Here is a 12,982-nt window from a genome sequence, read left to right as displayed (position 1 = left end):
CGATACCCGGCGGCTCCGGCAGACGCCCTGCCCCATTTTGCCGCAGCTTGCTGCGTGATCCAGTGCACAGACAGACGCGTGGCCGCGACCTAGAAAAGGTGACATCATCGCGCGCATTGCCGATGGAGGTGACACTATGCGCCGTCCAGTCCTTCGCAATTTGTTTCTTGCCTCCAGCCTTGTCGCGCTCGCGCAATTGATGACACCGACGGACGCCGACGCCGAGGCGCGGCTCGCACTCGTGATCGGTCAATCGGCCTATCGCACCGTGCCGGAGCTGCCCAACGCAGCCAACGACGCCAGGGGCATGACGGAGCTGCTCGGCAATGCCGGCTTCACCGTCACCACGGCGGCCAATTTGGCGCAGAACGAGATGCGCGCTGCGATCTCCGATTTCGCCGGCAAGGTCAGCGCCAGCGGCGCCGACACCGTCGCACTGGTGTTCTATGCCGGCCACGGCCTCCAGATCGACGGCGAGAACTATCTGGTGCCGGTCGATCTCGATCCCAAGCGCGAGGCCGATATTCCGCTCCAGGGCGTACGGCTGAACGATCTGCTCAACACGCTCGGCGCGCTGCCGACGCGGGCACGCATCTTCATGCTCGACGCCTGCCGCAACAATCCGTTCCCGGCGCTCAGCGGCGCCGGCCACGGGCTCGCGATCGTCGACACCAAGGCCGGTGCACCCGGCTCCTTCATCTCCTATTCGACCTCGCCCGGCGCGGAAGCAGAGGACGGCTCCGGCGTCGACAGCCCCTACACCACGGCCGCGCTGACCGTCGCCAAGCAGCCCAACCTGCCGATCGAGGAAGTGTTCAAGCGCATCCGCATCGCCGTGGCGCAATCGACCGACGGGCGGCAGATCCCCTGGGAAAGCTCGTCGCTGACGACCGACTTCAAGTTCTTCGGCGGCGAGAGCAGCGGCGGACAGCCTGCTCTCCCGGGCGCATCCGCCATGGCACTCGCCAGCGGCACGCGCAGCGTCGCGGACTGGCGCAAGGATTTGCAGGGCAAGGAGCCGAAGGCTGCCTATGAGCTGGTGATCGCCGACGACACCGTCGAGGCGTATCAGGCCTATGTCGAGCTCTACGCACAGGCCTCCTACACGCCGCGCCTGCGCACGATCCTGGAGCGCCGGCGCCAGATGCTGGCCTGGGAGCGCGCCACCGCCATCAACACGCGCGCTTCGTTCGAGGCCTATCTGGCGAATTGGGACAACAGCGACCTCGCCGCAACCGCGCGCCGGCTGCTGCTCCGCGTGCAGAACCGCAACTATGCCTTGCCGGTCGCGGCCGCAGCGGCCCCTGCTCCGGTCGCGGTCGCAATGGCCCCAACCTGCCCGTGCTCGGCGCCGTCGACACCGGCAACGCCGGTCAATCCGGCGGTGGCGCCCGTCATCAAGAAGCGCGTCGACGACACGCCGCCGAAGCGAAAGGTGGTCGAGACGCCGCCGAAGCCGCGCCGGCCGCCGCCCGACGAAGTGATCTACGAGCGCGCGCCGCCACCTGGCCCGCCACCTGAAGCCGTGGGCGTCGGAATTGGCGTCGGGATTGGTCTCGGCATGGGTATGGGCGGCCGTGGCGGAGGCGGCTACGGACGCGGCGACTACAACCGCGGCAGGTATTGAGCCCCAGTTCACCAAGCGAATGGATGTCCGCAGGCCCTGCCTGCGGACATTTCTGTTGATGGTGAGCGGCCAGCAACTCTCGTGCCCCGGACGGAGCGCAGCGCTCCCGGCGATGCGACGCATCGTCCGGTGCGGTGCGCTGCAGAGCCGGGGCCCATGTACCAGCGAACTGTGCGGCGCGATGGGTCCCGGCTCTGCGCAGCAACGCTGGGCGTTGCAGCGCGTCCGGGACACGAGAGTTGCGGATATTTCGCCTTCTGTGGCCTTCCGGAAGTACTGTAGGCTGATCTGCTGACGCCAGCCTTTCCGGGGATTCCATATCGATGCCGCACGACGCGCCCGCCAAGAGCTCATGGCCGCTGTTCCGGTCACTCGCGTCCTATGCCCTGCCCGGCGACCTCATGGCGGGCCTGACGCTGGCGGCGATTGCGATCCCCGAGCAGATGGCCACGGCGCGGCTCGGCGGTTTTGCGCCGCAGATCGGCTTCTTCGCGTTCATGGCGGGCTCGCTCGGTTTCGCGCTGCTCGGCGGCAACCGCTTCCTGTCCTGCGGCGCGGATTCCACGATCACGCCGATCTTCGCCGGCGGACTTGCCGCGCTCGCTGCCACCGGCTCGCCTGAGTATCAGGGGCTTGCGATCGCGCTGGCGCTGATGGTCGGCGCGATGATGCTGGCCAGCGGCGCTTTCCGCCTCGGCGGCATCGCCAATCTTCTGTCCGTGCCGGTGATGGTCGGCTTCCTCGCCGGCATCTCCGTCCACATCATCGTCTCGCAACTGCCGGGCGTGCTCGGGCTTCCATCACCAAGCGGGCCGACACTCGAACGCATCGGCGTGCTCGCGACCGAACTCGGCCGCACGAACCCCTTCACGCTCTGCATCGGGCTTGGTGTGCTCGCCGTGGTCTTCATCGCCGAGAGGGTCAGCGCGAAAATTCCGGGCGCGCTGATCGGGCTCGTCGCCGCGACGCTGGCCACAATCGCGCTCGGCCTCGAAAGCAAGGGCGTCAGCGTCGTCGGCGCGGTGCCGGGCACGCTGCCGCGGCCGACCTTGCCTGACCTGGCACCGGAGCTATGGGTGCGCCTGGTGCCGCTCGCCTTCGTCATCACGGTCGTGGTGATGGTGCAGACCGCGGCGACGACGCGGTCGTTCCCGTCCGATCCCGACAAGCCTGCCGATGTCGACCGCGACTTCCTCGGTGCGGGCGCCGGCAGCGTGCTGTCCGGCCTGTTCGGCGCGTTTCCGGTCAATGCCAGCCCGCCGCGAACCGGGATCGTTGTCGAGACCGGCGGACAATCGCAGCTCGCGGGCCTTGCGGCCGGGGCAATCGTGCTGGCGCTGCTCGCGTTCGGGACGGGGCTGCTGCAGCACGTTCCGGACGCCGCGCTCGGCGGCATCCTGCTGTTCGTGGCGCTGCGGATCATCCGGGTGAAGCAGATCGCCATGATCTACCGGCAATCGTTCAGCGAGTTCCTGCTGATCGTCGCCACTGCCGCGCTGATCATCGTGCTGCCGATCCAGCAGGGCGCCTTCCTCGGCATCGTGCTGTCGCTGCTGCACGGCATCTGGAGCACGACGCGCGCGCGGCTCGTCGAGTTCGAGCGCGTGCCGGGCACCACGATCTGGTGGCCGGCGCATCCGCACATCACCGGCGAGCGCGTCGCCGGCGTCGCCGTGATTGGGCTCCAGGCGCCGCTGTCCTTCCTCAACGCGCCGGGTTTTCGCAGCGACGTGGCCAAGGTGCTCGGCACCTCGACGCCGCAACTGCTGGTGCTGGAGGCGAGCGGCATGGTCGAGATCGACTTCACCGCCGCGCAGATCCTGCTCGACGTCTTCAAGGCGTGCAGCGAACAGGGCGTCACCGTCGCGCTGGCGCGGCTGGAATCGGTGCGCGCGCAGAACGCGTTCGAACGTTTCAGACTGTTCGACGCCCTGCCCCGCGAACACGTCTTCCACAGCGTCGATGAGGCCGTGCGCAAGCTGGCAAAATAACCACCGCCTTCACTCGGTCCGCCGCCCCAAAGGGAGCGATACTTTTGGTCGCCGGCCAGTTCGCGGAGTGAGCCCATGGCCGCCGCGTCAAAGCTAGCACTTGATTTCCTGCCGCGACGGGCGACAATGATGTCGCGCCAGCTTCCGGTACCGAACTTCATATAAGACGGGGAAAACCCGCTTGGCCGCGGCTATACCGTCGCTGCGCGGGAGGGATCGTTATGACGGTAGGGTTCAAGCGCTGGCTGCAGCGCCGACATGATCCAGGCCGCCGATCGTATCGCCGTTACGATTGGGTGCGATGCAATCGCGCCGCTGCTCCGCGAAGAACGCCCCCTGGTTCGCGGCGAACTCGCCACCCCGGCGCTGCAAGTGGAAGGCCACCAAAGGATCATCGAGCCAATGCAATGCGCACGTTGTCGCGGGCGCATGCGTTGAGCCACGGAGGCGCGATAGACTGAAAGGCACTCCAGGCCGGCGTTAGACTGGCCAAAGGATATTAGCTCAGACACACCGAGGGAGGAATGCATGACGACGGTAACCCGACGTAACATCCTCAAGGGCGGCACGGCGCTTGTGGGCGGCATGGCCGGCATCCTGGCCACTGGCAGGGCTCCCGTTTTTGCACAGGGCACCACGGTACACTGGCTGCGTTGGAATGACTTCGTGCCAGCTTCCGATCAGCTATTGCGCAAGGAGCTGCTGCCTGCTGCCGAGAAGGCGCTGGGAATCAAGATCAATCTCGAGACTGTGAATGGCAATGACCTGCAGCCGCGCATCACCTCGGCGATCCAGTCGGGCTCAGGTCCCGACATCATCATGCTCTTCAATAACCACCCGCAGATCTATTCGGAGAGCGTCATCGACCTGTCCGACATCGCAGGTCGTGTGAGCGAGGCCGAAGATGGCTATTATGATCTGTGCAAGTCCAACTCCGCCGACGGCCAAAAATGGATCTCTTTGCCGTGGACCATCGTCGGCGCCATGATCGCCTACCGAAAATCCTGGTTCGATGAGATCGGCTCATCGACCTTCCCGGACACTTGGGAGAAGTATCGCGAGGTTGGCAAGAAGCTCAAGGCCCAGGGCCGGCCGATCGGTCAGACGCTCGGCCACACGTTCGGTGACGCGCCGACGTTCAGTTACCCGTACATGTGGTCGTGGGGCGGCACTGAGGTCGAGAAGGACGGCAAGACTGTCAACATCAACAAGAAAGAGGTCATCGAGTCCGTCAAGTTCATGACGGCTTTCTGGAAGGAAGCCCACGACGAGGGCGGGCTTGCCTGGGATGACACCAACAACAACCGTGCGTTCCTGTCGCAAACCATCTGCGCCACCCTCAACGGCGCTTCGATCTACATCGAATCGCTGCGCAACCCCGACAAATATATTACTGAAAAAGGCGCACAGCTGAAGACCGACATCCAGCACTCGCCGTTGCCCAAAGGCCCGGCCGGCCAATTCGCCATGCACACCTATTTCTCTCACGTCATTCCGAACTATTCGAAGAATCAGGACGGTGCGAAGGCGTTGTTGAAGTGGGTCCATACCAAGGCGAACTACGAGCCGTGGTTCGTCTCCCAGAAAGGTTTCGCGACACCGCCGACCCACGAATGGGAGAAACACAAGTTGTGGGAAGAGGACAAGGTCATGGCGCCCTTCAAGATCGCCGGCCTCCTGGGTCAGACGCCCGGGTACCCTCTGCCCTCATCAGGCAAGAAGGCTGCCGAAGTGCTCACCAAATACATCATCACAGATATGTACGCCAAAGCGATCCAGGGCGCTCCGGCGGAGGATTCCGTGAAATGGGCGGAAGTCGAACTCAAGAAGGTCTATTCTTGAAAGTACGTGCGCAGCACGTCGCACGGCTGCGAAGTGGCTGCCGCGCGCCCCGCGTCTCGGACTTGTACGGTGCGCCGTCTCTCTGTGAGGCGGCGCGATCAAAGTTTCGCATGACGCGTCTGTTGGCGTGCGCTTAGAGGTGAAGCGAGATGGCGATCGCCGAGACCCAAGTCTACATGCCGCAGGCGCCGCGGCCCAGAATCCGGCTGCTTGAGGACGAGCGTTGGCTCGCATTCGTGCTGCTGGTGCCGACCCTGGCGCTGCTCGGTACGTTCATCGCCTATCCGTTCTTGCGCGGCATCTTGTTGTCGGTGACCAACTCGCGCGTCGGCGTTCCAGGCGAGTTCGTCGGCCTCGCCAACTTCTACAAGATCTTCAATGACGGGATCTTTCGCACCTCCGTCTACAACACGTTTCTTTATACGGGCGTAACCACCGTCTTCAAGCTGGCGCTCGGGCTGTGGCTGGCCATGCTGCTCAACCGGAATTTCCGCGGCAAGGCTTTCACCCGTGCTTTCATCCTGCTGCCCTTCATCATCCCGACCGTGCTCTCGACTTTCGCCTGGAAGTGGATGTTCGACCCGACATTTAGCGTCCTCAATTGGCTCCTCTACCATCTCGGTTTGATCAGCGGTCGGATCAATTGGCTTGGCGATCCAGACCTCGCCATGATCTCGATCATCATCGTCAACATCTGGCGCGGAGTGCCATTCTTCGCCATCAGCCTGCTCGCCGGCCTGCAGACCATCAGTCCCGAACTTAGCGAGGCCGCCGCCATAGACGGTGCCAGGCCGTGGCAGCGGTTCTGGCACATCACCTGGCCCCTGCTGCTGCCCGTGACCATGGTCGTGGTGCTGTTCTCGGTGATTCAGACGTTCGCCGACTTCCAGATCGTCTATGTGATGACAGGCGGCGGACCAGCCAATGCAACGCACCTGTTCGCCACCTACGCCTATCAGATCGGCATCGGCACCGGCCTCCTAAGCGAGGGCGCTGCCATCTCGCTCGCCATGTTTCCGGTCCTGTTTCTGGTCGTTATCATCCAACTTCTCTACATCCGCCGCGTGGAGGTCCGCTGAGCCATGATCGAGGGCGCAAGGTGGCGAAAGTGGGCGTTCTTCTACGTCCCCATGGCGATGTTCCTGCTTTTCCTGCTGTTCCCGTTCTACTGGATGGTGATCACTTCGGTGCGGCCGGACGGCGAGCTTTACCGACCCTGGAATTCGATCAACTACAATCCGTTCTGGACCTGGAACCCGACCTGGGACCATGTCAGGTACCTGTTCGAGGAGACGCTGTTTGCATCGTGGCTGTGGAACACGACGTTCATCGCGCTCGCGTCAACCGCCATCTCGCTCGTGTGCGGCGTGTTCGCCGGCTATGCTCTCTCGCGGCTGAACTTTCCATTTGCAGGCAGCCTGGGCACCGGCATCTTCATCACCTATCTGGTGCCTCAAACGCTGCTCTTCATTCCGCTGGCAGAGATCATCCGCAACTATCGGCTGGGTGACACGCCCTGGTCATTGATCCTGACCTATCCGACCTTTCTCATTCCGTTCTGCACCTGGCTCATGATGGGCTACTTCAAGGCGGTGCCCAAGGAGCTCGAGGAATGCGCGCGCATTGACGGCGCCTCGCGCTGGCAGGCCATGCTCTACATCGTCATCCCGGTGGCGATCCCGGGCATCCTCTCGGCCGGCATCTTCGCTTTCACCCTGTCGTGGAACGAGTTCATCTACGCACTTGTCTTCCTGTCCTCGCCTGGACAGAAGACCGTGCCGGTCGGCGTCACATCGGAACTGATCCGCGGCGATGTATTCTTCTGGGGACCGCTGATGGCTGGCGCCCTGCTCGGATCGATCCCGGTTGCTATCGCCTATTCGTTTTTCGTCGAGCACTACGTCGCAGGACTGACTGGATCGGTGAAGGGCTGACAGCACCCCGGATCATCAGGAAAGTGGGCATGCGGAAGGCGGGTGGAGCGAATGGGCCAGGTCGTCCTCAAGGGGATCAACAAGTTCTACGACAGCGTGCACGCTGTCAAAGACGTCAATCTGCAGATCCGCGACAAGGAGTTCGTGGTGTTCGTCGGACCGTCCGGCTGCGGCAAGACCACGACGCTGAGAATGATCGCCGGGCTTGAAGCGATCAGTTCCGGCGACATTTCCATCGACGGAAACGTGGTCAATGAATTGGCGCCGATGGACCGCGACATCGCCATGGTGTTCCAGAACTACGCCCTGTACCCGCACATGAGCGTGCACGACAACATGGCGTTTGGCCTGAAGATGCGCAAATTCGAAAAGCCCGAGATTGACAAGCGCGTGCGGGAGGCGGCCGACATCCTCGGCATCGGTGAATTGCTAACGCGCAAGCCGCGCCAGCTGTCCGGCGGCCAGCGCCAGCGCGTGGCGTTGGGTCGTGCCATTGTGCGTCACCCCCGCGTGTTCCTGTTCGACGAGCCGCTGTCGAACCTCGATGCCAAGCTGCGGGTACAGATGCGCGTTGAGCTCAAGAAACTGCATCTCCGTCTCGGCACCACCGCCATTTACGTTACCCACGATCAGGTCGAGGCCATGACGCTGGGTGACCGGGTCGTCGTCATGAAAGACGGCGTGGTCCAGCAAGTGGGGGAGCCGCTCGAACTGTACAATCAGCCCGCCAACAAGTTCGTCGCCGGCTTCATCGGCTCCCCGGCCATGAATTTCGCCGCCGTTACGGTGACCGAGGCGAACGGATCGCTGATTGCCGAGAACTCCGGCCTGCGCATCAAGCTGCCGGACGAGACCGCGCAGCGGCTGCGCGGCCATATCGGACGCGAGGTCATGCTCGGCGTGCGGCCGGAGGACCTTACCGTGGCGGGTAGCGCTGATCTCGGCCACTCATGCTTCGATGCTGTGATTGAGGTGGTCGAGCAACTCGGCTCGGAAATCCTGCTCGATATGAAGGTCGGCGAGAGTATCATGGTGGCGAGCGTCGAGCCGACCGCGAGGGTGAGGGTGGGCGACAGGCTGCGCGTTGCCATGCGGCCTTCCAGGCTTCATGTTTTCGACGCGCAGACCGAGGCGGCCATCTAACCCCGGCAGAGGATCAATTCCACCGGTGAGCGGGAATTCGCCTTCTTGTCACCAGCTTCGATGACGCCCGGAGAGCGCGATGGCACTTGGCTCGTTGCCGGGCACACCGGATTTACGAGTACACGCCTCTAGGCCAGGGTCGGATGATCCCGCTGCACCGTCTCCCGGATCCAGCTGGCATGGATCGCGCGAAACAGGATTTGCGCGGTCTTGAGGTCGTTCGCTGTCATGCAGAGATCGACGATGCGATGGACTGCGTCATCGCGCATCAGCCCGTCGGAGATCTTCATCGCGATTTCCATCGCGACCTGGGCCGCGCGTTCATAGCGCTCACCTTCGCGCGTGTCGTTGCGCGCCGAACCGGCCGCGCTCGCGGCCGCGGCGTCACAGATCGCGCGGATGCGCTCGGCGGCCTCGATGTCGCCGAGCGGTCCTTCGATCGTCTCGTCCCAGATGTCCGCCGGCTTCTGCTTTGCGAACCACTTCATCGCCCCGTCACCAATGGTCTTCCAGCCGCCGTAGTTCCGCGCTCCCGCCTCGCCCAGCATAGAGAGGCCGATCGAGATCGGCGAGGCGATTTTTCCGCCACGTATTATCGATATGCAGTCAGGGCGTCCGACGTGGTCCGATGGCCTCGAACTGCGCCTTCTGCTCGTCGTTCAGCGTGGCGTAGAAATCCTCCAGCGCCGCGCGAACCGACTTGACGCCGTCGAGCATCGTGTCGAGCCGCTTGCGAACCGCCGCCATTCGCGCCGGCGGCGTCATCACGTCGCTGGGCTCGCAGGCCGCCTTGAGCGATGCGCTGACTTTGGCGCTGGTATCCTGGAGCACCTGTAGCGCAGCGCGCTGGGTGTCGTTGGGATGAAGCCTCGCCTCGATGTCAGTGCTGGGCCAATCGAGCGCAGCAGGCGTCGCGCAATTCTGGACCAGCGATCCGCCGGTGTTGTTGGAAGCCGTCGCACGACGCTGATCCTCGGCCAGCGCATTGAAGCGCGCCTTCTGCTCGTCGGTGAGCGAGCCGTAGAATCGATCGAGGGCGGGCTGAACGAGATCGACGGCTTTCTCCATCGCCTCGATGCGCTGCTGCATCGCCGTCAGCCGACCTGGCGCTGTCGCCGCGACCTGCGACGGGCAGGACGCGCGGATCATCTCGGACGCCTGGATCGATGCGTTGCCGAGTTCGTCGAGGCTTGCGCCTTGCGCCTCGGTCGGCTGCACCGCGGCGGCGATCTGGTCGATCGGCAGACCGACGATTTCGCGGCGGTCGCTGCCGCAGAGCCGATCCAGCGGGACGCCGCGCGCCTGGCGCCGTCCCTGCGGCCGCTGCGGCAGATAGGCCGAGAGACCGTTATAGCCATAGGGCCCGAAGATGCCGGCATAGATGTCCGGATAGCCGTAGCCCCAGAAGCCGAGACCGTCGCCCCAGATCGTGTAGTCGTAGAGATCGTTGTAGGCGAACGGCCAGAACAGCGGTCCGACCCAGCCATAACCGCCGCCCGCATGTTGCCACCACCCGCTGCTGGCGCCGTGCCAGCCGGCGAGTGCGGCCGCCGCCGCGATCTGGGCTCGCGCGGCCGGATTGCTGATCAGACGGCCGTTGCGGAAGGCGCTGGAATGCACGTTGAGGGCGTTGCGAAAATTCGCAGGACGGACGGCCGCATTGCGGATCTGGCCGAAGTTCGGGCCGCGATGTCGCGCGCCCGTTGCGAAGCGGGGCCCGCCATGATGCCCGCCGCCATGCACGTGTCCGAAGCCATGACCGCCAAAATGGCCGCCACCATGATGACCACCACCATGACCGCCGCCGTGATGGCCGCCGCCATGCCCGCCTCCGTGCCCACCACCATGGCCGCCACCGTGCCCGCCCTTGCCCAGAGCCGTGCCCGCCAGCATGCAGGCAAGCGCCATCACGGCAATTCCAATGACAGGTCGCAACATCGCATCCTCCCGCAGAGCCGCGCCATCGAGGCATCGGAAATTGACGGGGTGGAACCGGCCTGACTGCCGAAAGTTCCGCGACCGCGACGCAGCCGCCCGCGCGCTATGCCTCCGGCACGATCTTGCCGGGATTGAAGATATTCAGCGGATCGAGCGCCTTTTTCAGCGCCCGCATCGCGTCGAGCGCTTCGGGGCCGAGTTCCGCCTTGAGATATTTCTGCTTGCCCTGGCCGATGCCGTGCTCACCGGTGCAGGTGCCGTCCATCGCCTGCGCGCGCTCGACCAGGCGATGCATGAACTCCTCGCCGCGCGCCATCTCGTCGGCATCGTTGGTGTCACAGACCAGCGAGCAGTGGAAATTGCCGTCGCCGACATGGCCGACGATCGGCGACAGCAGGTTGAGGCGCTTGAGGTCTTCCTCGGTCTCGCCGACGCAATCGGCAAGCCGCGAGATCGGCACGCAGACGTCGGTCGCAACCACGCCGATGCTGTCGCCGGGCCGCAGCGCCTTCACCGACCAATAGGCGTCGTGCCGCGCCTGCCACAGCTTGGTGCGATCCTCCGGCTTGGTGGTCCAGGAGAAATCGCCGCCTCCGCAATCCTTTGCGATCTCGCCGAAGGCCTTGGACTGCTCGCCGACCTCGACCTCGCTGCCGTGGAATTCCATCAGAAGCAGCGGCGTTTCCGGCAGCGTCAGCTTCGAATAGGCGTTGCAGGCCTTCACCTGCGCGGCGTTGAGCAGCTCGATGCGCGCCACGGGAATGCCGGTCTGGATCGCCAGGATCACCGCCTGACATGCCCCGTGCACGGTCTCGAACGACACCGCACCGGCCGCGATCGTGTCAGGGATTCCGCGCAGGCGAATGGTCAGCTCGGAGATGATGCCGAGCGTGCCTTCGGCGCCGACGAACAGATGCGTCAGGTCGTAGCCGGCGGATGATTTCTTGGCGCGCGTGCCTGTGGTGATGATCTCGCCGTCGCCGCGCACGACCTTCAAAGCGAGCACGCTGTCGCGCATGGTGCCGTAGCGCACCGCGTTGGTGCCGGAGGCGCGGGTCGAGGCCATGCCGCCGAGCGAAGCATCCGCGCCGGGGTCGATGGGGAAGAACAGGCCCTGGTCGCGCAGATGCTCGTTCAGCGCCTTGCGGGTGACGCCGGGCTGGATCACGCAGTCGAGATCCTCGGCATGCACCGCGAGCACCTTGTTCATGTCGCGCAGGTCGATCGAGATGCCGCCGGCGGGCGCGTTGACCTGGCCCTCGAGCGAGGTGCCGGTGCCGAAGGCGATGACGGGCACGCGGTTCCTGGCGCAGATCCGCACCACGTCCTGGATGTCGGCGGTCTCCTGCGCCATCACCACGCCGTCCGGCGGCTGGTTGACGATCCACGTGGTGGTATGGCCGTGCTGCTCGCGAACGGCCTGCGAGGTGATGAGGCGGTTGCCGAACCGTGCGGCAAGCTGCTCCAGCGCGCTTGCGAGGGCTTTCGGCTCGACCCGCGGCGGATTATTGGTGATGGTCGTACCCACGGACATTCCTCCCGACAGAAGAACCGTGGCAAAGGACATCTGACCGGTCAAGTCAAGCGACCGCGCGCATAGCAGGAAAGACACATGCCGGAGACCGCCGCTGCCGAGCCGTTCCGCTCGTCGATCATGCAGATCGAGCCGCAATGGATCGACTATAACGGCCATCTCAACATGGCCTATTACAACGTGATGTTCGACCGCGCGATCGACCAGATGTGGTTACAGCTCGGGATCGGGCCGGGCTACATGAAGGAGCGAGGCGGCTCGACCTTCACTGCCGAATGCCATGTGCGGTATCTGCGCGAAATCCACCTCGGCGATCCCGTGCAGGTGTCGGTCTGGCTGCTCGAAGCCGACGACAAGCGGCTGCATACGTTCCAGGAGTTGCGGCACGCGACCGAAGGCTGGCTGTCGGCGACCTCCGAAAACATGTCGCTCCACATCGACATGGGCTCGCGAAAGGTGGCGGCCTTTCCGCCCGATATCCGGCAGCGCATCGCAGCCGTCGTGGGCGCCCACGGCGCCGTGCCGCGGCCCGAGGGCATCGGCCGGAACGTGGCGATGCCCTCGAAGCGGTAGTGCATGATCCGGAAAAGTGTGAAGCGGTTTTCCGGTAAGATCATGCACCCATCAGACCGCGCTATATCCTGTTGCGGCCGCGGGCAAGGCCCACCACGGCCGAGACCAGGAACAGCACGACCGCGATGAAGAAGATGATCTTGGCGATCTCGATCGAGGCGCCGGCGATGCCGCCGAAGCCCAGGATGCCGGCGATCAGTGCGATAACCAGAAACGTCACAACCCAGCCTAGCATGGTCAAACCCTCGTCTTGATGTCTGTCTGCGTCGGCGCGGCTGGCCGCGCCACCTGTCCAGACAATCTCGACGCGGGAACGATGGTTCCGGCCCACGCAAGCTGGAAATTCGCCCTCGCCGATGGAACAAATCAGCCCGCCGCGCACGTGGAAAACCTCGCCCCG

Annotated in this window: 13 protein-coding genes; 8 read left to right on the top strand and 5 right to left on the bottom strand. The window is 64.4% G+C overall.

Annotated features, from left to right (window positions below):
• Positions 1 to 136: 136 nt before the first annotated feature.
• Entirely contained in the window at positions 137 to 1,627 is a 1,491-nt protein-coding gene (locus tag CT676_RS06270; protein WP_085399491.1) for a caspase family protein, read from the top strand.
• Between the two features lie 323 nt (positions 1,628 to 1,950).
• The gene (locus CT676_RS06265) at positions 1,951 to 3,618 is read left to right on the top strand and encodes a SulP family inorganic anion transporter (protein WP_085399492.1); all 1,668 of its coding nucleotides are present in this window, start codon (positions 1,951 to 1,953) and stop codon (positions 3,616 to 3,618) included.
• Positions 3,619 to 3,852: 234 nt separating this feature from the next.
• Here CT676_RS06265 and CT676_RS43870 read toward each other — a convergent pair whose 3' ends face one another.
• Complete coding sequence (locus tag CT676_RS43870; protein ID WP_161495774.1) at positions 3,853 to 4,026, bottom strand: hypothetical protein; 174 nt, start codon at positions 4,024 to 4,026, stop codon at positions 3,853 to 3,855.
• Between the two features lie 120 nt (positions 4,027 to 4,146).
• Between CT676_RS43870 and CT676_RS06260 the strand changes: the two genes are divergently transcribed.
• The 4 genes from CT676_RS06260 (at position 4,147) to ugpC (ending at position 8,537) form a co-directional block, all read left to right on the top strand.
• Positions 4,147 to 5,460 carry an extracellular solute-binding protein gene (locus CT676_RS06260; protein WP_063981582.1) on the top strand — a complete coding sequence of 438 codons (1,314 nt, stop codon included), beginning with the start codon at positions 4,147 to 4,149 and terminating at the stop codon, positions 5,458 to 5,460.
• A 149-nt stretch (positions 5,461 to 5,609) separates the two neighbouring features.
• A complete protein-coding gene (locus CT676_RS06255; RefSeq protein ID WP_063981581.1) occupies positions 5,610 to 6,539 on the top strand; it encodes a sugar ABC transporter permease in 930 nt (309 codons plus the stop codon).
• 3 nt (positions 6,540 to 6,542) lie between these two features.
• A complete protein-coding gene (locus tag CT676_RS06250) occupies positions 6,543 to 7,394 on the top strand; it encodes a carbohydrate ABC transporter permease (RefSeq protein ID WP_085399493.1) in 852 nt (283 codons plus the stop codon).
• A 51-nt stretch (positions 7,395 to 7,445) separates the two neighbouring features.
• Entirely contained in the window at positions 7,446 to 8,537 is a 1,092-nt protein-coding gene (gene ugpC, locus CT676_RS06245) for a sn-glycerol-3-phosphate ABC transporter ATP-binding protein UgpC (RefSeq protein WP_063981580.1), read from the top strand.
• 128 nt (positions 8,538 to 8,665) lie between these two features.
• On the opposite strand, the gene CT676_RS06240 is transcribed toward ugpC, so the two are convergent.
• Together CT676_RS06240 and CT676_RS06235 are read right to left on the bottom strand one after the other, a co-directional pair.
• Positions 8,666 to 9,025, bottom strand: coding sequence for a hypothetical protein (locus CT676_RS06240; RefSeq protein WP_085399523.1), 360 nt, complete (start codon positions 9,023 to 9,025; stop codon positions 8,666 to 8,668).
• Positions 9,026 to 9,143: 118 nt separating this feature from the next.
• Positions 9,144 to 10,157: a Spy/CpxP family protein refolding chaperone gene (locus CT676_RS06235; protein ID WP_244623077.1), complete on the bottom strand. Its 1,014-nt coding sequence runs from the start codon at positions 10,155 to 10,157 to the stop codon at positions 9,144 to 9,146.
• Here CT676_RS06235 and CT676_RS45130 point away from each other — a divergent pair.
• Complete coding sequence (locus CT676_RS45130) at positions 10,152 to 10,538, top strand: hypothetical protein (RefSeq protein WP_244623075.1); 387 nt, start codon at positions 10,152 to 10,154, stop codon at positions 10,536 to 10,538. The two genes, CT676_RS06235 and CT676_RS45130, sit on opposite strands and share 6 nt — an antisense overlap.
• A 40-nt stretch (positions 10,539 to 10,578) precedes the next feature.
• Here the strand turns inward: CT676_RS45130 and CT676_RS06230 are convergent, their stop codons facing one another.
• Positions 10,579 to 12,003: an FAD-linked oxidase C-terminal domain-containing protein gene (locus CT676_RS06230; protein ID WP_085399524.1), complete on the bottom strand. Its 1,425-nt coding sequence runs from the start codon at positions 12,001 to 12,003 to the stop codon at positions 10,579 to 10,581.
• 84 nt (positions 12,004 to 12,087) lie between these two features.
• Between CT676_RS06230 and CT676_RS06225 the strand changes: the two genes are divergently transcribed.
• Positions 12,088 to 12,582 (top strand): thioesterase family protein, encoded by a 495-nt coding sequence (locus tag CT676_RS06225; protein WP_028147665.1) that lies wholly within the window; start codon positions 12,088 to 12,090, stop codon positions 12,580 to 12,582.
• Between the two features lie 61 nt (positions 12,583 to 12,643).
• On the opposite strand, the gene CT676_RS06220 is transcribed toward CT676_RS06225, so the two are convergent.
• The gene (locus CT676_RS06220) at positions 12,644 to 12,817 is read right to left on the bottom strand and encodes a DUF1328 domain-containing protein (RefSeq protein ID WP_008556598.1); all 174 of its coding nucleotides are present in this window, start codon (positions 12,815 to 12,817) and stop codon (positions 12,644 to 12,646) included.
• Positions 12,818 to 12,982: the final 165 nt, after the last annotated feature.

Origin of the sequence: Bradyrhizobium sp. MOS001 (assembly GCF_004634465.1) — a bacterium.
Taxonomy (GTDB): domain Bacteria; phylum Pseudomonadota; class Alphaproteobacteria; order Rhizobiales; family Xanthobacteraceae; genus Bradyrhizobium; species Bradyrhizobium barranii.
Note: the sequence above shows the minus strand (reverse complement) of the source record. Positions and strands in the feature narration are given on the sequence as shown.

Excerpts from the sequence above, each read along its gene's own strand:
- ugpC (WP_063981580.1), top strand. The coding sequence starts at position 7,446 with ATGGGCCAGGTCGTCCTCAAGGGGATCAACAAGTTCTACGACAGCGTG.
- CT676_RS06240 (WP_085399523.1), bottom strand. The coding sequence starts at position 9,025 with ATGAAGTGGTTCGCAAAGCAGAAGCCGGCGGACATCTGGGACGAGACG.
- CT676_RS06250 (WP_085399493.1), top strand. The coding sequence starts at position 6,543 with ATGATCGAGGGCGCAAGGTGGCGAAAGTGGGCGTTCTTCTACGTCCCC.
- CT676_RS06265 (WP_085399492.1), top strand. The coding sequence starts at position 1,951 with ATGCCGCACGACGCGCCCGCCAAGAGCTCATGGCCGCTGTTCCGGTCA.
- CT676_RS06220 (WP_008556598.1), bottom strand. The coding sequence starts at position 12,817 with ATGCTAGGCTGGGTTGTGACGTTTCTGGTTATCGCACTGATCGCCGGC.
- CT676_RS06260 (WP_063981582.1), top strand. The coding sequence starts at position 4,147 with ATGACGACGGTAACCCGACGTAACATCCTCAAGGGCGGCACGGCGCTT.
- CT676_RS06270 (WP_085399491.1), top strand. The coding sequence starts at position 137 with ATGCGCCGTCCAGTCCTTCGCAATTTGTTTCTTGCCTCCAGCCTTGTC.
- CT676_RS06255 (WP_063981581.1), top strand. The coding sequence starts at position 5,610 with ATGGCGATCGCCGAGACCCAAGTCTACATGCCGCAGGCGCCGCGGCCC.
- CT676_RS06225 (WP_028147665.1), top strand. The coding sequence starts at position 12,088 with ATGCCGGAGACCGCCGCTGCCGAGCCGTTCCGCTCGTCGATCATGCAG.
- CT676_RS45130 (WP_244623075.1), top strand. The coding sequence starts at position 10,152 with ATGCACGTTGAGGGCGTTGCGAAAATTCGCAGGACGGACGGCCGCATT.